The organism is Pseudomonas fragariae (ex Marin et al. 2024) (assembly GCF_059621105.1).
Window position 1 is genome coordinate 4,046,421 of sequence record NZ_CM184369.1, and the last position, 25,146, is coordinate 4,071,566.

The 25,146-nt window shown below is 61.6% G+C and carries 28 protein-coding genes; 14 read left to right on the forward strand and 14 right to left on the reverse strand.

The annotated features are described in order from the left end of the window. The first annotated feature begins 1 nt into the window (after position 1). Together AC54XV_RS17345 and AC54XV_RS17350 are read left to right on the forward strand one after the other, a co-directional pair. Positions 2-691: a heavy metal response regulator transcription factor gene (locus AC54XV_RS17345; protein ID WP_004407375.1), complete on the forward strand. Its 690-nt coding sequence runs from the start codon at positions 2-4 to the stop codon at positions 689-691. Then, the gene (locus AC54XV_RS17350; RefSeq protein WP_024652368.1) at positions 670-2,058 is read left to right on the forward strand and encodes a heavy metal sensor histidine kinase; all 1,389 of its coding nucleotides are present in this window, start codon (positions 670-672) and stop codon (positions 2,056-2,058) included. Before AC54XV_RS17345 ends, AC54XV_RS17350 begins: the two co-directional genes overlap by 22 nt. A gap of 19 nt (positions 2,059-2,077) precedes the next feature. Here the strand turns inward: AC54XV_RS17350 and AC54XV_RS17355 are convergent, their stop codons facing one another. Beyond that, positions 2,078-2,746, reverse strand: coding sequence for a polysaccharide lyase family 7 protein (locus tag AC54XV_RS17355; RefSeq protein ID WP_011268396.1), 669 nt, complete (start codon positions 2,744-2,746; stop codon positions 2,078-2,080). Positions 2,747-3,286: 540 nt separating this feature from the next. On the opposite strand from AC54XV_RS17355, the gene AC54XV_RS17360 reads away from it, so the two are divergent. The 5 genes from AC54XV_RS17360 to AC54XV_RS17380 are packed head-to-tail and all read left to right on the forward strand — an operon-like array spanning position 3,287 to position 8,340. Continuing rightward, the gene (locus AC54XV_RS17360; RefSeq protein WP_004407381.1) at positions 3,287-3,739 is read left to right on the forward strand and encodes a MarR family winged helix-turn-helix transcriptional regulator; all 453 of its coding nucleotides are present in this window, start codon (positions 3,287-3,289) and stop codon (positions 3,737-3,739) included. Further along, positions 3,736-5,823, forward strand: a complete 2,088-nt coding sequence (locus tag AC54XV_RS17365; protein ID WP_004407383.1) for an FUSC family protein — start codon at positions 3,736-3,738, stop codon at positions 5,821-5,823. The genes AC54XV_RS17360 and AC54XV_RS17365 overlap by 4 nt, the downstream gene beginning before the upstream one ends. Continuing rightward, complete coding sequence (locus tag AC54XV_RS17370; protein WP_003315925.1) at positions 5,820-6,029, forward strand: DUF1656 domain-containing protein; 210 nt, start codon at positions 5,820-5,822, stop codon at positions 6,027-6,029. The genes AC54XV_RS17365 and AC54XV_RS17370 overlap by 4 nt, the downstream gene beginning before the upstream one ends. Beyond that, on the forward strand, positions 6,026-6,910 hold the full coding sequence (locus tag AC54XV_RS17375; protein WP_024641167.1) for an efflux RND transporter periplasmic adaptor subunit: 885 nt from the start codon (positions 6,026-6,028) through the stop codon (positions 6,908-6,910). The genes AC54XV_RS17370 and AC54XV_RS17375 overlap by 4 nt, the downstream gene beginning before the upstream one ends. Then, the gene (locus tag AC54XV_RS17380; protein WP_004407388.1) at positions 6,907-8,340 is read left to right on the forward strand and encodes an efflux transporter outer membrane subunit; all 1,434 of its coding nucleotides are present in this window, start codon (positions 6,907-6,909) and stop codon (positions 8,338-8,340) included. The genes AC54XV_RS17375 and AC54XV_RS17380 overlap by 4 nt, the downstream gene beginning before the upstream one ends. Positions 8,341-8,360: 20 nt before the next feature. Here AC54XV_RS17380 and AC54XV_RS17385 read toward each other — a convergent pair whose 3' ends face one another. Then, positions 8,361-8,903, reverse strand: coding sequence for a GNAT family N-acetyltransferase (locus AC54XV_RS17385; protein WP_024652369.1), 543 nt, complete (start codon positions 8,901-8,903; stop codon positions 8,361-8,363). Between the two features lie 263 nt (positions 8,904-9,166). On the opposite strand from AC54XV_RS17385, the gene AC54XV_RS17390 reads away from it, so the two are divergent. Both AC54XV_RS17390 and AC54XV_RS17395 read left to right on the forward strand, forming a co-directional pair. After that, the gene (locus AC54XV_RS17390; RefSeq protein ID WP_004408189.1) at positions 9,167-10,000 is read left to right on the forward strand and encodes an ion transporter; all 834 of its coding nucleotides are present in this window, start codon (positions 9,167-9,169) and stop codon (positions 9,998-10,000) included. Between the two features lie 76 nt (positions 10,001-10,076). Beyond that, on the forward strand, positions 10,077-11,102 hold the full coding sequence (locus tag AC54XV_RS17395; protein ID WP_004408188.1) for a sulfate ABC transporter substrate-binding protein: 1,026 nt from the start codon (positions 10,077-10,079) through the stop codon (positions 11,100-11,102). Positions 11,103-11,161: 59 nt separating this feature from the next. On the opposite strand, the gene AC54XV_RS17400 is transcribed toward AC54XV_RS17395, so the two are convergent. Genes AC54XV_RS17400 through ccmA form a run of 10 tightly spaced genes read right to left on the reverse strand, consistent with a single transcriptional unit; the run spans position 11,162 to position 18,558 of the window. Then, on the reverse strand, positions 11,162-11,569 hold the full coding sequence (locus AC54XV_RS17400) for a lipoprotein (protein WP_003316888.1): 408 nt from the start codon (positions 11,567-11,569) through the stop codon (positions 11,162-11,164). Between the two features lie 11 nt (positions 11,570-11,580). Further along, a complete protein-coding gene (ccmI, locus tag AC54XV_RS17405; protein ID WP_496717115.1) occupies positions 11,581-12,774 on the reverse strand; it encodes a c-type cytochrome biogenesis protein CcmI in 1,194 nt (397 codons plus the stop codon). After that, a complete protein-coding gene (locus AC54XV_RS17410; RefSeq protein ID WP_024640412.1) occupies positions 12,771-13,241 on the reverse strand; it encodes a cytochrome c-type biogenesis protein in 471 nt (156 codons plus the stop codon). Before AC54XV_RS17410 ends, ccmI begins: the two co-directional genes overlap by 4 nt. Then, positions 13,238-13,774, reverse strand: coding sequence for a DsbE family thiol:disulfide interchange protein (locus AC54XV_RS17415; protein ID WP_011268401.1), 537 nt, complete (start codon positions 13,772-13,774; stop codon positions 13,238-13,240). The genes AC54XV_RS17410 and AC54XV_RS17415 overlap by 4 nt, the downstream gene beginning before the upstream one ends. Further along, positions 13,771-15,744 (reverse strand): heme lyase CcmF/NrfE family subunit, encoded by a 1,974-nt coding sequence (locus AC54XV_RS17420; RefSeq protein ID WP_103359754.1) that lies wholly within the window; start codon positions 15,742-15,744, stop codon positions 13,771-13,773. Before AC54XV_RS17420 ends, AC54XV_RS17415 begins: the two co-directional genes overlap by 4 nt. A 3-nt stretch (positions 15,745-15,747) precedes the next feature. Further along, complete coding sequence (gene ccmE / locus AC54XV_RS17425) at positions 15,748-16,215, reverse strand: cytochrome c maturation protein CcmE (protein ID WP_240878935.1); 468 nt, start codon at positions 16,213-16,215, stop codon at positions 15,748-15,750. Beyond that, positions 16,212-16,388 (reverse strand): heme exporter protein CcmD, encoded by a 177-nt coding sequence (ccmD, locus tag AC54XV_RS17430; RefSeq protein WP_148193842.1) that lies wholly within the window; start codon positions 16,386-16,388, stop codon positions 16,212-16,214. The genes ccmE and ccmD overlap by 4 nt, the downstream gene beginning before the upstream one ends. Continuing rightward, positions 16,385-17,188, reverse strand: coding sequence for a heme ABC transporter permease (locus tag AC54XV_RS17435; protein WP_004408171.1), 804 nt, complete (start codon positions 17,186-17,188; stop codon positions 16,385-16,387). Before AC54XV_RS17435 ends, ccmD begins: the two co-directional genes overlap by 4 nt. A 54-nt stretch (positions 17,189-17,242) precedes the next feature. Continuing rightward, positions 17,243-17,914: a heme exporter protein CcmB gene (gene ccmB, locus AC54XV_RS17440; protein ID WP_004408170.1), complete on the reverse strand. Its 672-nt coding sequence runs from the start codon at positions 17,912-17,914 to the stop codon at positions 17,243-17,245. Further along, a complete protein-coding gene (gene ccmA, locus AC54XV_RS17445) occupies positions 17,911-18,558 on the reverse strand; it encodes a cytochrome c biogenesis heme-transporting ATPase CcmA (protein ID WP_024640414.1) in 648 nt (215 codons plus the stop codon). The genes ccmB and ccmA overlap by 4 nt, the downstream gene beginning before the upstream one ends. A gap of 189 nt (positions 18,559-18,747) precedes the next feature. Here ccmA and fliK point away from each other — a divergent pair, with 189 nt between their 5' ends. Further along, positions 18,748-20,373 (forward strand): flagellar hook-length control protein FliK, encoded by a 1,626-nt coding sequence (gene fliK / locus AC54XV_RS17450; protein WP_496717116.1) that lies wholly within the window; start codon positions 18,748-18,750, stop codon positions 20,371-20,373. After that, positions 20,373-20,696, forward strand: a complete 324-nt coding sequence (locus AC54XV_RS17455; RefSeq protein ID WP_003370273.1) for an EscU/YscU/HrcU family type III secretion system export apparatus switch protein — start codon at positions 20,373-20,375, stop codon at positions 20,694-20,696. The genes fliK and AC54XV_RS17455 overlap by 1 nt, the downstream gene beginning before the upstream one ends. 21 nt (positions 20,697-20,717) lie before the next feature. Here the strand turns inward: AC54XV_RS17455 and recR are convergent, their stop codons facing one another. Both recR and AC54XV_RS17465 read right to left on the reverse strand, forming a co-directional pair. Beyond that, on the reverse strand, positions 20,718-21,320 hold the full coding sequence (recR, locus tag AC54XV_RS17460) for a recombination mediator RecR (RefSeq protein ID WP_004408165.1): 603 nt from the start codon (positions 21,318-21,320) through the stop codon (positions 20,718-20,720). A gap of 110 nt (positions 21,321-21,430) precedes the next feature. Further along, positions 21,431-22,315, reverse strand: a complete 885-nt coding sequence (locus AC54XV_RS17465; protein ID WP_004408163.1) for a LysR family transcriptional regulator — start codon at positions 22,313-22,315, stop codon at positions 21,431-21,433. Positions 22,316-22,411: 96 nt separating this feature from the next. Between AC54XV_RS17465 and AC54XV_RS17470 the strand changes: the two genes are divergently transcribed. From AC54XV_RS17470 to AC54XV_RS17480, 3 genes are read left to right on the forward strand one after another with little or no spacing between them, the layout of a single operon-like run. Beyond that, complete coding sequence (locus AC54XV_RS17470) at positions 22,412-23,548, forward strand: DSD1 family PLP-dependent enzyme (protein WP_496717117.1); 1,137 nt, start codon at positions 22,412-22,414, stop codon at positions 23,546-23,548. Continuing rightward, entirely contained in the window at positions 23,538-23,936 is a 399-nt protein-coding gene (locus tag AC54XV_RS17475; RefSeq protein ID WP_011268409.1) for a RidA family protein, read from the forward strand. The genes AC54XV_RS17470 and AC54XV_RS17475 overlap by 11 nt, the downstream gene beginning before the upstream one ends. 13 nt (positions 23,937-23,949) lie before the next feature. Next, entirely contained in the window at positions 23,950-25,134 is a 1,185-nt protein-coding gene (locus AC54XV_RS17480) for an NAD(P)/FAD-dependent oxidoreductase (RefSeq protein ID WP_496717118.1), read from the forward strand. Positions 25,135-25,146 lie beyond the last annotated feature (12 nt).

Below are 25,146 nucleotides of genomic sequence, written 5' to 3' on the forward strand. Positions count from 1 at the left end.
GATGCATATCCTGCTAATTGAAGATGACACCAAAACCGGCGAATACCTGAAGAAGGGACTGGGCGAATCCGGCTACGTGGTCGACTGGACGCAGCACGGTGCCGACGGCCTGCATCTGGCGCTGGAAAACCGCTATGACCTCATCGTGCTGGACGTGATGCTGCCAGGCATCGACGGCTGGCAGATCATCGAAGTCCTGCGCGCCAGGCAGGACGTGCCAGTGCTGTTTCTGACCGCGCGCGACCAGTTGCAGGACCGGATTCGCGGCCTGGAACTGGGTGCCGACGATTATCTGGTCAAGCCGTTTTCCTTCACCGAACTGCTGCTGCGCATCCGCACCATCCTGCGCCGCGGCGTGGTACGCGAGGCGGACCACTTTCATCTGGCCGACCTGGAACTGGACCTGCTGCGCCGCCGCGTGACGCGCCAGCAGCAGGTCATCGTGCTGACCAACAAGGAGTTCGCTCTGCTGCACCTGTTATTGCGCCGCGAAGGCGACGTACTGTCCAGGGCACAGATCGCCTCGGAAGTCTGGGACATGAATTTCGACAGCGACACCAATGTCGTGGACGTCGCCATCAAGCGCCTGCGCAGCAAGGTCGACCTGCCCTACCCGGTCAAGCTCATCCACACCGTGCGTGGCATCGGTTATGTGTGCGAGGTGCGGCCATGCGACGCCAGCCTTCCCTGACCCTGCGTTCGACCCTGGCCTTTGCCCTGGTGGCGATGCTCACCGTCAGCGGCGCCGCCCTGTACCTGTATCAGTCAATCGAAGAAACAGTGATGCAACGCAGCGACCATGCCGTGCTCGCGCGGCTGGACCACTTTCGCAAGCTGTTGCGCTATGACCTGACCATGGACAACCTCAAGGGCAGCCCGCAGCTGTTCGAGAACATGCTCGACAGCGAAGAAGACATCTTCATCATCGGCGAGCCGGGCAAGTCACCGGTCATCTCGGTCAATCCGCAGCACGCGCCCCTGCCGGAGCTGCCGACCGTGGCGCAGGACCAACCGCTGCGGGTCGATGACCTGCGCAGCGGCATGAGCCTGCAAGGCGTGCCGTTGCGCGCTGCCGCCGTCCAGGTGATGTCCAACGGTGTCGAAGTGCGCTTGCAGGCTGCGCACCTGATGGTCAAGGAAATGGCCATGCTCGCCAGTTTCCGTCAGCGTATCTATATAGCTGTGGCCCTGGCGTTTCTGATCACCGCAGCCCTGGGTTATGTGCTGCTGCGCCGCGGCTTGCGTCCACTGCGCAGAATGGCCGCCCACGCTGCCGCCATCACCCCGGCCAGCCTGCACAAACGCCTCGACAGCCGCGATACACCCGTCGAGCTGCAACAACTGAGCGATGCCTTCAACGCCATGCTTGACCGTCTGGACGATGGCTACCGGCGCCTGATGCAGTTTTCTGCCGATCTGGCCCATGAAATCCGCACACCGGTCGGCTCACTGATGGGCCATTGTCAGGTCGCCTTGCGCCAGAACCGCAGCGCCGATGAATATCAGGCGCTGCTGGCCTCCAATCTGGAAGAGCTGGAACGCATCTCGCGGCTGGTGGAAAGCATTCTGTTTCTGGCACGGGCGGACGAAGCCCAGGCCGCGCTGGAACGTCAGGCGCTGGATATGCATGACGAACTGCAACGGGTCGCCGGCTATTTCGAGGGGCTGGCCGAAGAACGCAACCTGACCCTGAGCACCCACGGACAAGGCACGCTGCTGGCCGATCCGATTTTGCTGCGGCGTGCATTGAGCAATCTGGTCGCCAATGCGATTCGCTACGCTGATGAAGACAGCGAGATTCTGATGCGAGTGACGGCTGTGGACAGGCACTGGAAGATCGATGTGGAGAATCAGGGACCGGTGCTGCCGGAGGCCACCCTCGCACGCTTGTTCGATCGTTTCTATCGCGGTGACGCCTCACGCCATGAGCGCTCGGATTCCAACGGCCTGGGGCTGGCGATCGTCACGGCAATCATGCAACTGCACGGCGGTCGGGTCGAAGTCGCTCAACCCGCCGTCGGCAGAATCTGCTTCAGTCTGATATTCCCAGCGGCCTGAAGCCTGCAGTGCGCAAGGATCAATTCTTTTTCTCGTGGGCAATGGCCAGCTTGTAGAACGTGGCCGAGCCGCCTTCCGTGGTGTAGCCGGTATTGTCCTGGGTATAGACCCCTGCCTTGAAGTAGAACAGTTTGCTGGCCCAGGCTGAATCCAGCTTGGCGTACCAGACCGCGTCAAAGGCATTGACCGTCAGATCGCCAGACGGCGACAGGTTGATGGTGTAGTTGAATTGCTTGTTGAGCGGCACACCCTGCGCAATGTTGATGACCTCGATTTCCGAGTCCGGCGTACGACGAAACTTGGCGACGATATTGCCGGTCTGCAGCTTCTCCTTGTACTGGTACTCCACCTTCAGCAGCGGTTCGGTGCTCTGGTAGCAGTGGATCTGACCGATCACGATCTTGCCGCTGGAAGGCACCTGATCGACTTCCAGGGTCGCGCGCAGAAAATTGTCGGCACTGGAGTAGGCCCAGTTGAACACCCTTCCGTCCGAAGTCGTCTCGCGCAATTCGGAACGCGGGTACTTGGCGTTTTCGGTGGTTGAACCCGTTACCGGTGCCCAGAAAAACAGCGTATCCCCGGACTGAAAGTAGCCATCCCGATAGCCCTTTACCAACTTGGGGGTTTCGATAATGGTCGCGGGGCTTCCGACGGGGACGGAGAGATTCCAGGTAGCAAGGTCGATCATCGCGTAGCTCGCAAGGTGCGCATCGCGCACCAACTGAATGGCTCTGAAACGGGTGTGCTGGCCCGTTTGGTCATCCAGACTATCGGCTTAATCGTTTATTTTTTAAACAGACTCGACAACGCTTTGGCGTCAACAAACCGTCTAAAATCGGCCAATGCCATTACTACGATATCAATTGTTACGATGCGGCCATGTGCCACTCTCAAGCTGCAAGCATTGATTCACGTGAAGAAGTGTTTTGTGAAGTGCGTCATTTTTTTGAATGTATCGAGGCCGATACAGCGCAAAAAACCGCAAATTCCCGACAGACGGTAGCAGTTATCTTCAGGATAAATGAACTTCCATTGCCCGGAGCTGACCAAGGCGGCCCTTTTAGAGCGTCACGTCGCCTCGAAACGCGCTCTTAACGGGCAGAAAAGAAACCACCTCCGCCTGGCGGCTGCGGGTTGACTGTAAGCAGTTGTTACGAGATATTAGTTAGCAAGCTATTTATCTCCCTGCTAACAATATCGCTCCTAACTAAATTCCTGGTGTTTTTCCATGTCTGTCGAAGCCTTGCATCGGACAATCAGCAGTGGTCTGGTGGCCGCGTCTCGCCAATGGCGACGCATCTGCCAGAACACGCTGGTGACCTATGGCATTTCCGAAGCCTGCGCAGGTCCGTTGCTGGCCATCGCACGTCTGGGCGATGGCGCACATCAGGTGAAAGTCGCCCAGGCGGCCGGCATGGAAAGCCCGACGCTGGTGCGTCTGCTTGATCAGCTGTGCAAGGCTGACATCGTTTGCCGCACTGAAGACCCGAATGACCGCCGCGCAAAGGCCTTGAGCCTGACGCGCAAAGGTCGCGAACTGGCCTGTTCGATCGAAGCCGAACTGACTCGCTTGCGCGCCGAAGTGCTGCAAGGGCTGCAACCTGCCGACCTGGAAGCCACGTTACGGGTGTTACAGGCGTTTGCCGATGCGGCGCAGCGCGAACACGGGGGCCAGGCTTGAACGGATTTTTCTCCAGCGTTCCACCTGCACGCGACTGGTTCTACGGTGTACGCACCTTCGGCGCGTCGATGCTGGCGCTGTACATCGCATTGTTGATGGAAATGCCCCGCCCCTACTGGGCAATGGCCACGGTGTACATCGTCTCCAGCCCCTTCGTCGGCCCGACCAGCTCCAAGGCCCTGTACAGAGCCGCCGGAACCCTGGCCGGTGCCGCAGCATCGGTGGTGCTGGTGCCCATGTTCGTGCAGACGCCCTTGTTGCTGGCCATCGTGGTCGGGCTGTGGACGGGCACCCTGTTGTTTCTGTCCCTGCACTTGCGCACCGCCAACAGCTACGCATTGATGCTGGCCGGCTACACCATGCCGCTGATTTCGCTGCCGGTGGTCGACAACCCGCAGGCTGTTTTCGACATCGCGGTGTCGCGTACCGAAGAGATTTTTCTCGGCATCATCTGCGCCGCTGTCGTGGGTGCGATGTTCTGGCCCAGACGCCTGGCACCGGTGTTTCAGGCCACCACGGAAAAGTGGTTCAGTGACGCCGCGACTTACAGTCAGCGCTTTATCAGCCGCACCTGTCAGCCCGAAGAAATCGGCACACTGCGAAATTCGATGGTCGGCAGCTTCAACTCGCTGGAAATGATGATCGGCCAGTTGAGCCACGAAGGCGCCCGCAAGCAAACCGTGCGCAATGCCAATGAACTGCGCGGCCGGATGATCCACCTCTTGCCGGTCATTGATGCGCTGGATGACGCGCTGTGGGCGCTGGAGCGACGCACACCCGAGCTGCTGGCCAGCGTCAGACCCTTATTGCACAAGACTTGCGACTGGCTCGAAAGCACTGCCGACGGGCCGCAGGTGGAGCAATGGCAGCAGCTGCATCGTGATCTGCAGAGCCTGCAACCGGACTCCGCGCAACTGGACGATCGCGATCAACTGCTGCTCTCCAATACGCTGTTCAGGCTGGGCGAATGGATCGACCTGTGGCTGGATTGCCGAACCCTGCAATACGCGATCAAGACCGACGACCAGTCACAGTGGCGCGCGGTCTACCGCCACTGGCGCCTGGGCCGGCTTACCCCGTTTCTCGACCGCGGTCTGATGCTCTATTCGGTGACCTCGACAGTACTGGCGATCATCGCCGCGTCGGTGTTGTGGATTCTGCTCGGCTGGAAAGACGGCGCAAGTGCCGTGGCACTGGCGGCGGTGTCGTGCAGCTTCTTCGCCGCCATGGACGACCCTGCTCCGCAAATCTACCGGTTCTTTTTCTGGACCCTGCTCTCGGTGGTGTTCGCCAGCCTGTACCTGTTTGTGGTGCTGCCCAACCTGCATGACTTCCCGATGCTGGTGCTGGCCTTTGCCGTGCCGTTCATTTGCGTCGGCACCCTGACCGTGCAGCCGCGCTTCTTTCTCGGCACGCTGCTGACCATCGTCAACACCTCGTCGTTCATCAGTATCCAGAGCGCTTATGACGCGGACTTCATGAACTTCCTCAACGCTAACCTGGCGGGTCCTGTCGGACTGTTGTTCGCCTTCATCTGGACCCTGGTGTTCCGCCCGTTCGGCGTCGAACTGGCGGTCAAGCGCCTGACCCGGTTCAGCTGGCGTGACATCGCCAGTCTCAGTGAAAACGCGTCTCTGGCCGAGCATCGGCGCATGGGCGTGCAAATGCTCGACCGCCTGATGCAACAACTGCCGCGCCTGACGCTCACCGCCCAGGACACCGGGATTGCCCTGCGTGAACTGCGCGTCGCGCTGAACATGCTCGACCTGCTGGCCTACACCCGCCGTGCCACGCCTGCGGCTCAGGTGCTGTTGCGTCAGGTGATCGACGAAGTCAGCGGCTATTTCAAACTGTGCCGCAAGGCCGGTGAACGGCTACCCGCGCCCAGAGGCCTACTGATGGCCATGGACCGCGCACGCCGTTCACTGACCGATCAGGAGATGGGCGACAACCCGGCCCGGCTGCACCTGCTGCATGCCCTGAGTGGCCTGCGCCTGGCTCTGCTGCCGGGGGTCGAGATCGTCACCGTGGGCGGGGAACTGACCGAGCAACTGCCGCATAACATCGATGGAGCGCCCCTGTGATCGGTGATCTGGATATCAGCGGGATCTTCATCCCCACGTTCCTGGCGATGATGGGCATCGCCTATCTGCTGTTTCTGGTCGTGCACGCGGTGCTGTCGCGTGCCCACTTCTACCGTCTGGTCTGGCACCGGGCTTTGTTCAACGTAGGTCTATACGCTTTGTTGCTCGGCGCCGTGGATACTCTAAGTCGATACCTGATGACATGAAAAAACCGATACTGACACTGGGCCGCGTGGTCCTGACCCTGCTGGTTGTCACCCTGGCCGCCGTGGTCGTATGGCGCATGGTGATGTATTACATGTATGCGCCGTGGACGCGCGACGGGCATATCCGCGCCGATGTCGTGCAGATCGCTCCGGACGTGTCCGGACTGATCCAGAAGGTTGAAGTCACTGACAACCAGCCCGTGCACAAGGGCCAGATCCTGTTCACCATCGATCAGGACCGTTTCCGTCTGGCACTGCGCCAGGCGCAGGCGACGGTCGCCGAACGTCAGGAAACCTGGGAACAGGCGCGCCGCGAGAACAAGCGTAACCGTGGTCTGGGCAATCTGGTCGCCCGCGAGCAACTGGAAGAAAGCCAGTCACGCGAAGCTCGGGCCCTTTCGGCGCTGGGCGAATCAAAGGTTGCAGTGGATGCCGCACAGTTGAACCTGGATCGCTCGGTGATCCGCAGTCCGGTGGACGGCTACCTCAACGACCGCGCGCCCCGCGAACATGAGTTCGTCACTGCCGGGCGCCCGGTGCTTTCGGTGGTCGATTCGACGTCGTTCCACATCGATGGCTATTTCGAGGAAACCAAGCTCGATGGGATTCATGTCGGCCAGGGCGTCGACATCCGCGTCATCGGCGACAGCGCGCGTCTGACCGGCCATGTGGTGAGCATCGTTGCCGGTATCGAAGACCGCGACCGCAGCAGCGGCTCGAACCTGCTGCCCAACGTCAATCCGGCCTTCAGCTGGGTGCGTCTGGCGCAGCGGATTCCGGTGCGGATCGCCTTCGATGATGTGCCTGCCGACTTCCGCATGATTGCCGGGCGTACCGCGACGGTGTCGATCATCGACGACACCCAGGAGCGCAGCCGATGAAACGTGCTTTACGCGTGGCTGCTCTCGGCTTTACCGCCGTGCTGTCAGCCTGCCAGATGGTCGGCCCGGATTACCAGGTGCCCAAAGACGGCGCGATCAACCGTCCGGACCTGCAGGGTGAACTGGCTGGCCGCTCGGTCAACACGGTTTCGGCCCCGGTGCCTGCGCACTGGTGGCGCCTGTATCAGGATGCGCGTCTGGATGAGCTGGTGCGCCAGGCTATCGCGTCCAATACCGACCTGCGCATTGCCGCGGCCAACCTGCAGCGTGCCCGCTATCAGACCTCGGAAGCCGAGGCGGCTGGCGGTTTTACCAACGGCGCGAAGATCGGCGCGCAGCGCGTGCAGGAGTCAGGCGAGGCGTTTCTGCTGACCGACAAGGTGCCGGTGGCCAATGTCGGCGATGTGGGTCTGACCACTTCATACCAGTTCGATCTGTTCGGCACCTTGCAGCGTGGCATCGAAGCGGCGCAGGCCAATGTCGATGCCAATCAGGCGGCGGTGGATACGGCACGCATCACGGTGGTCGCCGATGTGGTGCGCGCCTACACGCAGATTTGTGCGGCCAACGAAGAACTCGACATCGCCCGCGCATCGCTAGACTTGCAAAAACAGAGTGTGTCCCTCAACCAGCGCCTGCGTGATGCCGGGCGTGGCGATGAAACGCAGGTCACTCGTTCACAGACACAGTTCAAGTCGTTACGCGCCGAAATGCCCCGTTACGAGGCGCGCCGTCAGGCTGCAATCTTCCGCCTGTCGATGCTGCTGGCCAAACCTGTCGAGCAACTGCCCGCCGGGGTAAGCACCTGCAACCAGCTGCCGCAGATTGCGCAGGTCATGCCTGTTGGTGACGGCGCAGCGCTGCTCAAACGCCGCCCGGATGTGCGTCAGGCTGAACGCCATCTGGCGATGTCGACTGCCGAGATCGGTGTTGCCACCGGCGAACTGTATCCGGACATCAGCATCGGCGCGAGCATTGGCACCACCGGCCTGATCGAGAACCTTGGCAAGCCGGCGGCCAATCGCTGGGGCTTCGGGCCGCTGCTGAACTGGACCATCCCGTCCAATGGCTCACGCGCCCGCATCCATCAGGCCGAAGCCTCGGCGCAGGCGGCACTGGCGCGTTTTGACGGTGTGGTGCTCAACGCCATCCGTGAAACCCAGACCGGTCTGGCGCAATACACCGCCCTGCTCGACCGCCGCGACGCCCTCAAAGAAGCCGAGCAATCCGCCAAGGAAGCGGCTGACCAGACGCACCGCTTCTATCAGGCCGGACGCGCTTCGTTTCTCGCCGATCTGCAGGCCACACGCACTTACACTGACGTGCGCGCGCAAATGGCGGAGGCCAACACGCAGGTGGCCATGGGGCAGATCAATCTGTTTCTGGCACTCGGCGGCGGCTGGGAGAAGGATGACGTGGCGCAGAAATAGGATGGGCGTTCGCCCCGCCATCAGGCGTGGTTCGGATTGATCAGTGCCCTGAGGACATGGTCTTCCCAGACGCCGGCAATTTTCAGGTAGGCACGGGCATAGCCTTCCTGTTCGAAGCCAAGCGACTGCAGAAGTCGCTGACTTTTCAGGTTGTGTGGCAGGTGGTTGGCCATGATTCGATGCAGGCCCATGTGTTCGAAGCAGTAGCGATTGGTGACCTCCAGTGACCTTTTCATCAAGCCCTGCCCCTGAGCGGTTTCTGCCAGTGAGAAGCCGAGGTTGCAGGCCTGGAAAGCGCCTCTCACGATGTTGGTGTAGCTGCAGCGTCCCAGCAATTCTCCGTCCGGAGCGGTGATAAGGAAAAAAAACGCGCTGCCGACCTGCATGCTTTCCCATTGCTGCTGGACCCTTGACCGGGCGTTTTCGAGAATGAAATAGTCATCGTCCCTTAGCGGTTCCCAAGGCTGCAGATGCTGGCGATGGGTGTTTTCATAACGACTGATCAACCCGGCATCATTAAACGCCAATGCCCTGAGAGAAAAGTTTTCGCCTGCATACTGCATGTTTACTCCCCTTATCAGTCTCTACCCGGATTATCGTTCCTACGCTCCAGCGTGGGAATTCAGTTCGTGACGCTCTGCGTCACACGGTGGTTTTTCGTTGTCAGGTGGATTGGGGGCTCGACTCAGGTCACCTTTATGCGGGCTATAACGACCTCTTCGCGAGCAGGCGAAGCGTCGTCCGGCTCGCTCACGCAAGTCTTGTGTGCTTGCACTCAACCTCCCAATGCTCCTAGGCTCACCCGATCTTTGATTCGGGAAGTACCATGGACAGCTCTCTCAGCCGCCGCGAGCGGCTGCATATTGTTATTTTCGAGGCCAATACGCCTGCTGGGCGGATGTTTGACAAGGCGGTGCTGGTCGCGATTCTGCTCAGTCTGCTGGTCACTATCATCGACAGCATCGAGAGTATTCATCGTGATTACGCGATGCTTTTCGCGTGGATCGAATGGGGCTTCACGCTGATGTTTGCCATCGAATACATGCTGCGCCTCTATTGCTCGCCACGGCCGCTGAAGTACGCCTTCAGTTTCTACGGGTTGGTGGACCTGCTGGCGATCGTGCCGGGCGTGCTGTCGATCTATTACAGCGATGCGCAATACCTGCTGATCGTGCGGATCATCCGTATGCTGCGGATCTTCAGGGTGCTCAAGCTCGGCACCTACCTGCGGCAGGCCAATTACCTGCTGGCGGCGCTGCGTGGCAGCAAGCAGAAGATCATCGTGTTTCTGGTCACGGTGTCGACACTGGTCACCGTATTCGGCACGCTGATGTATGTGATCGAAGGTCCGGAGCATGGTTTCACCAGCATTCCCAAGGGTATTTACTGGGCCATCGTGACCCTGACGACGGTGGGCTTTGGCGATATCGTGCCCAAGACTCCGCTCGGCCAGATGCTCTCCTCGCTGGTGATGATTACCGGTTACTCGATCATCGCCGTGCCCACCGGGATATTCACCGCCGAGCTGGCCAACGCCATGCGCGGCGAGCAGCTGAAACACGACTGCCCGGTGTGCTCGAAAAACCTTCACGAGCATGGCGCGGCGTTCTGCTCACGCTGCGGCAATCAATTGTTTACAAAAACAGAGCACAAGGCATAAGCAAAGATCTTTTCGGTCTTTAAACCGCAGGCGCGATGCTGATAGTGTCGCGGCATTACGCCATCAGGCTTGTCACATGACGCTTCATCTCAAGGACCTTGCAGTGATTAAACTCTTCGCCGCCTCGCTACTGGCCGCCGGCCTGGCTTTTGCCAACGCTGCCCAGGCAGCTCCGCCGCTGCTCAACGTCTCCTATGACGTGATGCGTGATTTCTACAAGGACTACAACAGCGCCTTCCAGAAGCACTGGAAAGCCGAGAAGAATGAAGAGGTGACCGTGCAGATGTCCTTCGGCGGGTCGAGCAAGCAAGCGCGTTCGGTCATCGACGGGCTGCCGGCTGACGTGATCACCATGAACATGGCCACTGACATCAACGCCCTGGCCGACAATGGCAAGCTGGTGCCGGAAGACTGGGTCAGCCGCCTGCCAAACAACAGCGCGCCCTTCACCTCGGCCACGGTGTTCATCGTGCGCAAAGGCAACCCGAAGGCGATCAAAGACTGGCCGGACCTGATCAAGGATGGCGTCGAAGTCATCGTGCCCAACCCGAAAACCTCGGGCAACGGCCGCTACACCTACCTGTCGGCCTGGGGCTACACCCTGAAAAAAGGCGGCGATGAAGCGGCGGCGAAGAAATTCGTCGGTGATCTGTTCAGCCATGTGCCAGTGCTTGATACCGGCGGTCGCGGTGCGACTACGACGTTCATGACCAACCAGATCGGCGACGTGCTGGTGACCTTCGAGAACGAAGCGGAAATGATCGCCCGTGAATTCGGTCGCGACCAGTTCGAAGTGGTCTACCCGTCCGTGTCGGCAGAAGCCGAGCCACCGGTCAGTGAGGTCGACAAGGTCGTGGACAGGAAAGGATCCCGCCCCCTGGCTGAGGAATACCTGAAATACCTGTGGTCACCGGAAGGCCAGGAAATCGCGGCCAAAAACTACCTGCGCCCGCGTGATCCGCAGGTGCTGGCCAAGTACACCGATCGCTTCCCGAAAGTGGACTTCCTCTCGGTGGAGAAAACCTTCGGCGACTGGCGCACGGTGCAGAAGACCCACTTCATCGACGGCGGTGTGTTCGACCAGATCTATCCGGGCAAATAAGCCGCTCAGGCAATGCAAAACGGCGACCTGCAAGGTCGCCGTTTTTATTCAAGCCTGAATCATTTACTGAACTGTTTGCCCAGCCCTGCCGGCACGCCGCTGACATCAGTCGCCTGCCACGGGCCGTTGGGGCTGGTTGCCCAGCTCCAGCCGTCATTCCACTGATAGTAGGTGCGCTGGCGATAGAAGGTGTTGGGCTGATCATCCATCACGTACACGCCCAGGCGCGGATCCCAATGGCTGCCGCCACCCGGTGGCGGCGCGAAACTGGCCGAGGACTTCGGCGCGGCGGCAGGCGCCTTGGCAGGCTCCGAAGGCGCGCTACTCGGACGCGGTGCGCCGGGCTGCTGGCCACCCGGCAGGTTGAGGATAGGATCCTGGCTATGTGGCGGTGCCGGATGCTGGACAGCACAGGCACTCAGGCCAACGACCAGACCCAACAAGGTGATGCGTGCGGTACGGTACATAAGCGAATTCTCTAGTTATCCGGACTGTCAATGGTCAACGCCTGCTGAACCCCGGAATCACTGGCCAGTGGCTGACTGCGGCCGACCCACTCACCGGTGGTTGGCTGCCCTGCGCGAGACACTCGCGCAACCAGTTGGACTTGCGCGAAGTTCGACAGGTTCAGTTGCGGCATCATCGCGTCGGAATCGCTCAGTTCCACCTCGGCAGGCAGGTCCGCCACGGTAATGCGTTTGACCGCCAAAGGCGCCGCCGGGCCATTGATGGCGCGGGCGAAGATGAACACGCTGTCGTTCGGCCTTACCTTGCCTTGAAGCGCCGCAGCCAGCTCGACATGAATTTTTATCGACTTCGCCTTAACTGCCGGCGCCGCGTCTGCCGCGCGTTTGGCGAGGTTATCTCTGGCGCGGGCAATGCCGCCTTCCAGTGCCGAACGCGATGCGTCATCTGCGGGCAGTGCTGCGAGCAACCGGGTCCAGTAATCCACCGCCGCCTGATAGCGCTGTGTTTCGAACGCGGCAATCCCCAGCAGACCAAGGCTGGTGACTTCCCTGGGGTCAGCCTGCAGCGCTTCGTCGGTCAGCGCCTGCACCTGGGGTGTGAAGTGCTTGTCGCTGGCGAAATACAGCGCCTGAGCCCATTGCCCGAGCAACTCGGGCTGCCTTCCGGCCAGCGCTACCGAACGCTCGAACATCTGCGCGGCATCACCCGGGCGGTTCTGCGCCATGTAGCTGCGCGCCAGAAAATACAGGTTTTCGGCTGAGTCCGGTTGAGCCTGCACGCTGCGCTCCAGACGCTGGGTCATGTCTGCCAGCGAGGTCGGTGGTCGAGCGAATTCGCGACTCAGTTCAACCCGGTCGCTGGCCCCCAGCTGGAGATAGCCCGCCAGCCCCAACACCGGGACCAGCAGCGCAGCAAGCAGCAGCAAGGGCTTGCCCAGGCGCGAAGTCCGGTCGGGCTCCGCACCTTCGGTGTCGGCAAGCAGCTCGCGCGCTGCTTCGGTACGTGCAGCCTGCAGTTGCGCCACCGACAACACGCCCTGTTCCTGCTGAACCTGCAATTCGTTCAGTCGCTCCTGATACAACGCCACGTTCAGAGCCGTGCGGTCTTCTTCCCGTTGCGCGCGATGGCCGCGCAGCAGCGGAATCAGCAAGAAGCTCAGCGCAACCAGCAGCAACAGCCCGGCTGCCATCCAGAAATCGATCATGGGCGGTGCTCATCCAGCAAGGTGGCAAGACGCTGCCTTTCATCTTCGGAAAGCTCATCGGGCTGTGCGGATTGCGCCTTGCGGCGTCGGCTGACGATAAAGCCGATCACCGCCAGCCCGCCGATCAGCAGAGCGGCGGGCCCGAACCACAGCAGCCAGGTACGCGCATTGAGGCTCGGCTTGTAGCGAACGAAATCACCATAGCGATCGACCATGAAATCGATGATCTGCTGGTTGCTCTGCCCTTCGCCCAGCATGCGGTAGATTTCCTTGCGCAAATCAGCGGCAATCGGCGCATTGGAGTCGGCGATGTCCTGGTTCTGGCATTTCGGGCAACGCAGTTCTCTGGTCAGTTCGCTGTAACGCGCGCGCTCGGCGTCGTCGCGAAAGGCATAAGCGTCGATGGCCGCTTGAGCAATGCCTGAGCACAGCACGCTGAGCAGGACGATCAACAGACAGCGCTTCATGGCTGTGCCTCATCAACCAGTTGCTGATAGCGCGCGGCAAGCTTTTCGCGCCAAACTGCGTCGTCGATGACCCCGACGTGTTTGTAACGAATGATGCCTTGAGCGTCGATCAGGAAGGTTTCCGGCGCACCGTACACCCCCAGATTGAGCCCCAGAGAGCCGTCCTGATCACGAATATTCAACTGATACGGATCATGAAATTCCTTGAGCCATTTCAGCGCGTCGGCGTTGACGTCCTTGTAATTCACGCCATAGATCAGCACGCCCTGCTGCGCCAGCCGGGTGAGCACCGGATGCTCCACCCGGCAGGCCACGCACCAGGTGCCCCAAACGTTGACCAGCGCAGGTTTGCCGAGCAGATCGGCACGGCTCAACATCCGCTCGCCCTGCACCGCTGGTAGCGAAAATGCCGGAAAAGGCTTACCGATCAGTGCCGAGGGCAGCTCGGCGGGGTCCAGATACAAACCGCGATACAAGAACGCCGCGACGCCCAGAAACAGCACCAGTGGCAGTACCATGACCCAACGTTTCATTGTGCAGCTCCCGACATACCCAACGCCTCGCGCACCTTGTTCTTCACCCGGGTGCGATAACGCCGGTCCAGCGCCGCCAGCACCCCGCCCAGACCGGTCAGCAGGCCGCCAAGCCAGATCCAGCGCACAAACGGTTTGACATGAACCCGAACGGCCCACGCGCCATCGCCCAGCGGTTCACCCAAGGCGACATACAGGTCACGGCTGAAACCTGCATCAATGCCCGCTTCGGTCATCATCGACTGCTGCACGGTGTAGAAGCGCTTCTCCGGGTGCAGTTCGGTCAGTTGAACGCCATTGCGCAGCACGCGAACGGTGCCCCGATCCGAGGTGAAGTTCGGCCCTTCATAATGCCGAGCGCCCTCGAAGGCAAAGGTATACCCACCCAGTTCGGTGGACTCGCCGGGGGCCATGCGCAAATCGCGCTCGGCGCTGTTCTGGCTCGACAGCACCACACCCAGCGCGCACACGACAATGCCAAGGTGCGCCAGCTGCATGCCCCAGTAGCTGCGGGTCAGACTGCGTGCGCCGCTGATCAGCCCCTTGTGGCGAGTCTTGTCGAGCAGGTCGCGAACCCCGGCCAGCAGCACCCAGGCGGCGAGCATCAGGGTCGCCAGCACCGCCCACTGGAAATCGCCCAGCAGCAGACCGGCCAGCACCGCCAGGACGACGCTGCCGACCAGTACCGGGGCCAGCATGCCGAGCAGCCATTTCAACGGCGTGTCCTTCCAGCGCACCAGTACGCCGACCGCCATCACCACCAGCAGCAAGCCCATCAATGGCACGAACAGTGTATTGAAGTACGGCGGCCCGACCGACATCTTGGCGCCGCTCATGGCATCGATCACCAGCGGATAAAGGGTGCCCAGCAGAATCATGGACGCAGCAACCACCAGCAACAGGTTATTGCCCAGCAGCAGGGTTTCCCGCGACCACAGGCCGAATCCGACCTGGCTTTTGACCACCGGTGCGCGAATCGCGAACAGGGTCAGCGAGCCACCCACCACGACCAGCAGGAACATCAGGATGAACACGCCGCGCGCCGGGTCCGAGGCAAAGGCGTGCACGGAGGTCAGCACCCCGGAACGGACCAGGAACGTGCCCAGCAGGCTCAGTGAAAACGCAGCAATGGCCAGCAATACCGTCCAGCTCTTGAACACGCCACGTTTTTCCGTGACCGCCAGCGAGTGAATCAGCGCAGTGCCGACCAGCCAAGGCATGAACGAGGCGTTTTCCACCGGGTCCCAGAACCACCAGCCGCCCCAGCCCAGCTCGTAATACGCCCACCATGAGCCCAGGCTGATGCCGATGCCGAGAAAGGCCCAGGCCACCAGGGTCCATGGACGAGACCAGCGCGCCCAGGCAGCGTCGAGTCGACCGCCGAGCAAGGCCGCGATGGCGAACGCAAAAGCCACGGAGAAGCCGACATAGCCCATGTACAGCATCGGCGGATGCACGATGAGGCCAATATCCTGCAACAACGGGTTCAGATCACGTCCATTCGCGGGCATCTGCGGCAACAGACGCGCGAACGGGTTGGAGGTCAGGATCAGAAACGACAGGAAACCCAGGCTGATCATGCCCATCACGGCGAGGACCCGCGCCAGCATCACCTGCGGAAGTTGCCGGGAAAACACCGACACGGCGAAGGTCCAGCCACCGAGAATCAACGCCCAGAGCAGTAACGAACCTTCATGCGCGCCCCACACGGCGCTGAACTTGTAGTACCAGGGCAGCGCGGTGTTGGAGTTCTGTGCAACGTAGGCGACAGAGAAGTCGTCGACCATGAACGCGTAGGTCAGGCAACCGAAGGCGAAGATCAGAAAGCTGAACTGGCCCCAGGCTGCCGGACGGGCCAGGCTCATCCACAAGCGGTCACCGCGCCACGCGCCGATCAGCGGAATGATGGCCTGCACCAGCGCAAAGCCGAGTGCCAGAATCATGGCCAGATGGCCGAGTTCGGGAATCATCGATCAACCCTGTTTGACGGGTGTGGGAGACGCCGCCGGTGCCGCCTGACCGCTGTCACGCAGGGCCTTGGTGACCTCGGGGGGCATGTACTTCTCGTCATGCTTGGCCAGTACCTCGTCGGCCACCACTACGCCCTGTGCATTGAGTTTGCCCAGCGCCACGATGCCCTGCCCTTCGCGAAACAGATCGGGAAGAATGCCTCGATAGGTGATGGTTACCGACTTGTTGAAATCGGTGACCAAAAAACGCACGTCCAGCGAATCGGCCGAGCGCTGCAATGAGCCCTTTTCGACCATACCGCCGGCCCGAATGCGGGTATCCAGTGGTGCCTCGCCATTGGCGATCTGGCTGGGGGTGTAGAACAGGTTGATGTTTTCCTGCAAGGCGCTGAGAGCCAGGGTCACGGCCACACCGACACCGGCCAGCAGCGCGACAATGATCAACAAGCGTTTTTTGCGTAGCGGGTTCACAGGCGATTCCCCCGCTTCAGGCGACGCGCCTGCTGTTTCAGAAAGCGCTGCCGCGCCCATAGCGGCAGCGCCACGTTGATCAGCAGCACCACAAGGCACAGGCCGTAGGCCGACCAGACAAATACCCCGTGGCGGCCCATGGCAAGAAAATCGCTGAACGATGCAAAACTCAAAGCGTGTTCTCCGACTGCGCTGCTGTGTGCCCCAGGCTGCGCAGAATCTCGGCCTTGACCCACTGGGTGCGCGCTTCGCGACGCAACACTTCAAGACGCATGCGCATCATCAACAGCACGCCGAACAAGCAGTAGAAACCCAGCGTGGTGAACAGCAGCGGCAGCCACATTTCAGCCGGCATGGCGGGTTTCTCCGTGAGGCTGAACGTCGACCCCTGATGCAGGGTGTTCCACCACTCGACCGAATACTTGATGATCGGAATGTTCACCACGCCGACGATGGCCAGCACCGCGCAGGCCTTGGCGGCGCTGTCGCGGTTACTGATGGCATTGCCCAGCGCGATCAGGCCGAAATACAGGAACAGCAGAATCAGCATCGAGGTCAGTCGCGCGTCCCAGACCCACCATGCCCCCCAGGTGGGCTTGCCCCAGATCGCGCCGGTCGCCAGCGCCAGCGCGGTCATCCACGCGCCGATGGGTGCAGCGCAGTGCAGCGCGACATCGGCCAGCTTGATTCTCCAGACCAGCCCGACCAGCCCGCACACGGCCAGCATGACGTAACAGGACTGGGCGAGCATCGCGGCAGGTACGTGGATATAAATGATCCGGAAGCTGTTGCCCTGCTGGTAATCCGGCGGCGCGAACGCCAGGCCCCAGACCATGCCGATGACCAGCAACAGCACAGCGACAACACTCATCCAGGGCAGCAGGCGTGCGCTGACGCGATAAAAACCTTTCGGCGAGCCGAGCGTGTGCAGCCAGGCCCAACCGATGCTGCTTTTCATGGCGTTGCTTTTCATCAGGGTACATCCAGGGTGTTGACCGGCATCGAAGTCTCGATCCCGGAACCTCAATTATTCGCCGATGCTGATTTTCAGGCCAGCGGCTATCGCAAAGGGTGTCAGGGTGATCGCCAGCGCCGCCAGGCTGGCCAGCCACAGCAGATAGCCAGTCGCCGGCATGCCCTGCAGCGCGGCTTGCAATGCACCGCTGCCCAGAATCAGTACCGGGATGTACAGCGGCAGAATCAACAATGCCAGCAGCAGGCCGCCACGCTTCAAACCCACGGTCAACGCTGCACCCAATGCGCCCAGCAGGCTGAGCACCGGGGTGCCCAGCAGCAGCGAAACCATCAACACCGGCAGGCACTGCACTGGCAGCCCGAGCATCAATGCCAGCAAAGGTGACAACAGTACCAGTGCCAGCCCGGAAAAAACCCAGTGTGCCAGCACTTTGATCAGCACCAGAAGGGCCAGCGGGTGCGGCGAAAGGACCCACTGCTCCAGCGAGCCATCCTCGAAATCACTGCGCAACAGCCCGTCCAGCGACAGCAGCACGGCCAGCAGTGCCGCCACCCAGACCAGCCCCGGCGACAAGGTTTGCAACAATTGCGTCTGCGGTCCCAGCGCCAGCGGGAACAGGGCGACCACGATCGCAAAGAACACCAGCGGGTTGGCCAGCTCTGCCGGACGCCTCGCCAGCAGCCGCACCTCACGAAGCATCAGCAGGACAAACACATTGCTCATGCTGACCATTGCCCCAGGTCGAGGTCCCGATAGCCCGCAGGCAGGCGGTTCAGGCTGTGGTGAGTGGTCATGACAATCATACCGCCGTGTTCACAGTGCCGGGCGAGGTGGTTTTCCAGTTGCTCGATGCCTTGGCGGTCGAGCGCGGTAAACGGCTCGTCGAGCAGCCAGAGTGGCGGGCCCGGTAGATACAGACGTGCCAGCGCGACGCGACGCTGCTGCCCGGCCGACAAGGTGTGACAGGGCACATCCTCGAAACCTGCCAGCCCGACCGCATCGAGCGCGGTGGCAATGGTATCGGCATCGGCACCGTCCGGCTGGTGAAGTGCACTGAGCCAGGACAGGTTTTCCAGTGGCGTCAGCACATCCTTGATCGCTGGCGCATGACCGATCCACAACGGTTTGCGGCCCGGTGCGGCGGGCTGCCGGCCCAGTGGCTGCGCGTCGAGCAGGATTTGCCCGGCCGTTGGCTGCATCAGCCCGCACAGCAGGCGCAGCAGGCTGGTCTTGCCGCAGCCGTTGGGACCGCTGATCTGCAGCATGTCGCCTGTGTGCAGGTGAAGATCGAGGTTTTCGAACAGCATCCGCCCGTCCCGCTCACACGCCAGAGCCGTCGCTTGCAAAAATGGGGTGGCTGGGATCATCGGGCGTTTCCAGTGTTTTGCGTCGCGAAATGTGCCAAAACAGACACATACGGAGTAAAACGCGGTTCAAGTCGGGGTTGATACGGCCGTTACATGAAGAGAAGTTAATGGCGGCTGGTCCGGTTTTGGCCGGTATTATACATGCGAGTCCTGTTATCAAAGGGGCAATTTCCTCGGGTCGATAGTTCAATGACAGGCGACATCACCAGCGTTCCGGCAACAAACGCCACTCTGACACTGTTGCGCGCCGGCATCTCCCCCGCGCAAGTGCTGACCATGCTGCAATCGGCGGAAAATCTGATCCCCGAAGGCGAAACCGCCAACGCCGAAGTGCTGACCCTCAAGCAGGTCAACCAGAACTTCCAACTGCTGTTGCGGCTGGTGCTCGCCAACGGCAGCCTGACCAATTTACCGGTCACCAGCAGCGTCCCGTTCACGCCCGGCAGCCTGCTGCAAGTGTCGCAGGCGTCGGCTAACGAGCTGACCTTGACGCTGCAGCAACTCAACAGCGCGATGAAAAACTCGATGACCAGCATCGATACCCGACAATTACCGGTCGGCACGCTGCTGCAGGGCAAAGTCATGACCAGCCAGGTGATCGCTCAGGCGGTCAATCAACTGGCCGGCCAGAACCCGGCCGCTGCGACGCCCACCTACCGCTCCATCGTGATGCTGCTCAACACGGCGCTGGCGGGTTCCAGTCTGACCATCGAGAGCCCGCAGCCGCTGACGGTCGGCAGCCTCTTGAGCGCTCAGGTACAAGGCAATCAGGCACTCAACTTCGTGGCCCTGCCCGGTCGCTTCGACCAACTGGCCGTGGCGCAGCAACTGTCCGCACAGCAAAATCGCCAAGGCTCGCTGGACACCCTGATCAACGCCCTGCAAAACCTGCAGTCCGGCAGCCCGACCAGTCCCGGCCCGGCCATCAGCGCACCGCTGCAGGCCAGTATCAGCCAGTTGCTCGCCGACCTGCCCGACGTCGAGCAGATGACCACGCCCAAAGGCGTGGCCCAGGCGTTCAACGCCAGCGGCGCTTTTCTGGAAGCCAGGCTGCTGGCCGGCTTGAACCCGGCGCAAATGCCGGACATGAAGGCCAACCTGATGCGCCTGATCGCCCAGATCCTTCCCGGCCTGCCGGACAACATGTCTTACGGCGCAGCGGCGGCCTCCAATACCCTGGCGCGCACGATGCCCAATGCAATCCGCAATGCGCTGGGCACCCTGGGCCTGGTTGCGGCACGCACTCAGCCCAGCATTTTTCCGTTGCCATCGCGCACGGTCGGCGGTGGCGAGAAGGAGGATGATCTGGAAATCCTCCTCAAGCTCGCGGCGGCTGCTGTCTCACGCCTGCAGAGCCATCAACTGGGCGGGCTGGAACAGACGCGTAGCAACGCCGACGGCACCCAGGTGACCACCTGGCAGCTGGAAGTGCCGATGCGCAACGCCCACGACATTGTGCCCTTGCAGGTCAAGGTGCAGCGTGAAGACACGCCGGATCAGGGCGCGGCCGAAGACCGTGATGATGTCGAGATCAAGGACACCCGGGAAAAGCTCTGGAAAGTCGATCTGGCGTTCGACCTCGAGCCGTTGGGGCCCTTGCAGGTGCATGCACAGTTGCTGCGCGGCACGCTGTCCAGCCAGCTGTGGGCCGAGCGCCCCGACAGTGCGGCATTGATTGAACATGAACTGGGGTACTTGCGCGAACGGCTGATAGCCTGCGGTCTGGAGGTGGGCGAACTGGCCTGCAGCCACGGCGCACCGCCGAGCGGTCCGCGCACCGCGCTCGAACAACGCTGGATTGATGAGAACGCCTGATGAGCCTACCCGATCACACTCCGCGCCAGGCTATCGCCCTCAGCTATGACGGCCAGCACGCCCCGACGCTCAGCGCCAAGGGCGACGACCAGTTGGCCGAGGCCATCCTGGCCATCGCCCGCGAATACGAAGTGCCGATCTATGAGAACGCCGAACTGGTCAAGCTGTTGGCACGCATGGAGCTAGGCGACAGTATTCCAGAGCCGCTGTACCGCACGATTGCCGAAATCATCGCGTTCGCCTGGCACCTGAAAGGCAAATTTCCAGCAGGTCAGGACCCGGACGCGCCGCCTGTCGAACGCGATATCACGCCGCGCTACTGACAGCCGAGGCGCTGGCCGGCATCACATTGCAATCGGCTTGCGCCCTGCAAACGAATGCGCCAGCGTGCCACCGTCGACCAGGTCCAGCTCGCCACCCAACGGAACGCCGTGAGCAATGCGCGACGCGACCAGGCCCTTGTCGTGGAGCAGTTGGGCGATGTAATGCGCCGTCGCCTCACCTTCCACCGTCGGATTGGTGGCGAGGATCACCTCGGTGAAGGTGCCCTGCTGGCTGATGCGCTCCATCAATTGCGGAATGCCGATGGCCTCCGGTCCCAGGCCGTCGAGTGGCGACAGATGGCCCTTGAGCACGAAGTAACGACCGCGGTAGCCAGTCTGCTCCACCGCATAGACATCCGTCGGGCCTTCGACTACACACAGCAGCGTGTCATCACGCCGCGGGTCTGCGCATTGCGGGCAGAGCTCCTCTTCGGTCAGCGTGCGGCACGAGCGGCAGTGACCCACGCCGTCCATCGCCTGCCCCAGTGCCTGCGCCAGCCGCGAACCGCCGCTGCGGTCGCGCTCCAGCAACTGCAACGCCATGCGCTGAGCGGTTTTCTGACCGACGCCCGGCAGCACGCGGAAGGCATCGATCAACTGGCGAATCAGGGGGCTGAAGCTCATGGAGAAAAATCCGACAAAAACACAAGACGCGGTTTATACCCGCGCGTTGCCGTGAGCGTCAATTAAGGTGTTCAACCCAGCGACCAACAGCGTGCCGGTACTGTGCCGAATCAGGCTTTCAGGGCTGTCTCGAGAAACTCGGTCAACGCCTGTACCCGTGCGCTGCGATGCTTGCGTACAGGCACCAGCAGGTTGATCGGCGCACTGGCCAGCTGCCAATCGGCAAGCACCCGCACCAGCCTGCCACTGGCAATGGCGTCGCTGACGTCCCACTGCGAGCGCAACACGATGCCCAGCCCCTGCTCGGCCCAGCGCCGGGCGACCGAGCCGTCGTTACTGAGCAGCGCGGGCTCGATGCGCAGGGTCTTTTTCGTCTGGCCCTTGCTCAGGTGCCAGAGGGTGACGTCTTCATCGTTTTCGCGAATGCAGATGCAGCGATGGCCGGCCAGCTGCTCGGGCGTCGAGGGCACACCATGCTGCTCGATATACGCCGGGCTGGCGCACAACCAGCGATGATTCTGTGCCAACGGCATGGCGATCCACTGGCTGTCATTGAGGCTGCCGATGTGTATCACCGCATCGCTGTCATGACGGTCCGGCCAGGGTGTTTCGCGCAGGTCCAGTTGCAGGCACAACTGCGGGTGCAGCCTGGCGAAGCGCGCCAGCAGCGGCGCAATGCGCTGGCGTCCATAACCGAACGGCGCTGCCAGGCGCAGCGTGCCCACCAGTCGTTCATCTCGCTGCCTGAAGGACTCCGGGAGTGCCTCCAGTTGCTCCAGCAACTGTGCGCTTTCGCGGGCGAAACGCTCGCCATCAGCGGTCAGACTCAGGCGTCTGGCGTCGCGACTGGCCAGGGTGATGCCCAGTTGCGTCTCCAGTTTGCGCAAGCGCATCGACAATGCGGGCGGCGAAACATTGAGGATTCTGGCGGCAGCACTGAGCGATTCGCAGCGCGACAGGGTCACGGCCAGACGCAGGTCTTCGATGGCGATCATTCACTTCAGCTTAAGGATTGATGATCACGCATTGAACCACAGCTTCATCATCGCTGCGTAGAGTGGCTGCCGTACCCAGTCACACGAGCGCTTTCCATGTCAGCCTCCCTGTCTTCTCTCGATACGCCTGTCGCGCTGCTCGACGTGTCGCGCATGCAGCACAATATCCAGCGCATGCAACAACGCATGAACGAACTGGGCGTGCGCTTGCGCCCACACGTCAAGACCAGCAAATGCCTGCCGGTCATTCAGGCGCAGATTGCAGCGGGCGCCAGCGGCGTCACGGTGTCGACATTAAAGGAGGCCGAGCACTGCTTTGCCGAAGGCATCGACGACGTGTTCTATGCCGTCGCCATTGCACCCGGCAAGCTGGAGCAGGCACTCAGACTGCGGCGCAAGGGCTGCCGCCTGAGCATCCTGACCGATAGCGTAGCGGCGGCCCGGGCGATTGCGGTTTTCGGCCGGGCGCATGACGAACGTTTCGACGTGTGGATTGAAATTGATTGCGACGGTCATCGCTCCGGGCTGACCGTCGAAGACCCCTCGCTGGTCGAGGTCGCGAGCACGCTGGTCAACGGCGGCATGCAACTGCGTGGGGTAATGACCCATGCCGGGTCCAGTTATGACCTCGACACCCCCGCAGCCCTGCAAGCGCTCGCCGAACAGGAACGCAGGCTGTGCGTCAGCGCCGCCGAGCGGATTCGCCAGGCAGGGCTGCCCTGTGCGGACGTCAGCATCGGTTCGACCCCGACGGCACTGTCGGCGCAGAGCCTGCACGGCGTGACCGAAGTTCGCGCCGGGGTGTATGTGTTCTTCGATCTGGTGATGCACAACATTGGCGTATGCCGGGCAGATGAGCTGGCCCTGAGCGTGTTGACCACGGTCATCGGCCATCAGCAGGACAAGGGCTGGATCATCGTTGACGCAGGCTGGATGGCCATGAGTCGCGACCGTGGCACTCAGCGCCAGCGTGAGGATTTCGGCTATGGCCAGGTGTGCAACGAAACTGGCGAGTGGATCGACGGTGCACGGGTCACCGGTGCCAATCAGGAGCACGGCATCATCACGCTTGCTGCGGGCAGCGAGACCGACATCAGCGAGCGTTTTCCCATCGGCAGCCGACTGCGCATTCTGCCCAATCACGCCTGTGCCACCGGCGCGCAATTCCCGGACTACCACGCCTGCGACAGCGAAGGCGCAATCCATACCTGGAGTCGTCTGCATGGCTGGTGAGATGAAACCGATCAGTACGCCCGGGGCTGCAGCACCCGGCGGGCATTATTCGCAGGCGATGCTGCATCAAGGCACGCTGCATGTTTCCGGACAACTGCCGGTGCGCGCCGATGGCAGTCACAGCGTCGGCGAGCCGTTCGAGGTCCAGGCCGCCGTGGCGCTGGACAATCTGCTGGCCATCCTTGGCGCAGCGGGATGCAGCACGGATGACCTGCTTAAAGTGACCATTTACATCGCAGGCGTCCAGCACTGGCCTGCCTTCGACCGCCTCTACGCGGGCTATCTGGGCGAGCATCGCCCTGCGCGCGCGGTGGTGCCGGTCCCGGAATTGCACCACGGTTACCTGATCGAGATCGAAGCCCTGGCGCGTTGCAGCCAATCAACATGACCGGGAGCCCCTCATGACCCCACAAAAAAGCGATGTCCTGATTATCGGCGGCGGCTTCATGGGCGCGTCCTCCGCGTTTTTTCTGCGCCAGCACGGCCGTTCGGTCACCCTGCTGGAGCGCGACCAGATCGGCCAATACGCCAGCGGCGTGAATTTCGGCAACGTGCGCCGTCAGGGACGGTTTCTCGGCCAACTGGAACTGTCCAATCGCTCCTGGGCACTGTGGAAGCGCCTGCCGGAGCTGATCGGCGAAGACCTGGAATTCATTCCCAGCGGGCACATGCGCGTTTGCTATCGCGAAGACGAAATCGCCGAACTGGAAGCCTATGCCGCCGCCCCGGAAGCCCGCGAGCTGGACTTGCAGATCCTTTCCGGCAAGGCGCTGCACGACCGTTTTCCGTTTCTCGGTGCACAAGTCAAAGGCGGTTCCTATGCGCCCCATGACGGGCACGCCAACCCTCGGTTGGCTGCACCGGCATTTGCCCGCGCGGCGATTCGTGCGGGTGCAAGAATCGAAGAGCGCACTGAAGTGATCGAGGTGCAGAAGGTCGGCGGCGAGTTTCAGGTCACCACCGCCGATGGACAGCTATTCGTCGCCGAACAGTTGCTCATCACTGCCGGTGCCTGGGGCGCCAGGCTCGCCGAGCAGTTCGGCGAGTCTGTCCCTCTTGAGCCCAACGGACCGCAGATGTCGGTGACAGAACCGATACCTTACGCGCTGCCGACGGTGATCGGGGTGTTTACCAAGATCAAGGAAGAAGTCATCTATTTTCGGCAGATCCCGCGCGGCAACATCATCATCGGGGGCGGCAATCGCAATAAGCCGGACATGCTCAACCGCCGCGCCTACTTCAAGCCGGAAAGCCTGATCAACCAGATGAAACAGATGAAACGCCTGTTACCGGGCGCAGAAAAGCTGAACATCACCCGCGTCTGGAGCGGCATCGAGAGTTACACGCCGGACTCGCTGCCGATCATGGGCAGGAGCGGCAAGGTCGACGGCCTGTTCTATGCGTTTGGCTTTTGCGGCCACGGTTTTCAGCTTGGCCCCGGCGTCGGGGACGTCATGGCCGAGCTGATCAGCACCGGCAGCACGCGCACGTTGATCAGCCCGTTCGATATTCGCCGCTTCACCGATCCGACCGCCATCGAAATGCCGCTCATGTCCAGCCTGATGAGCACCGGAAAGCTGGTATGAGCCCAACCACTC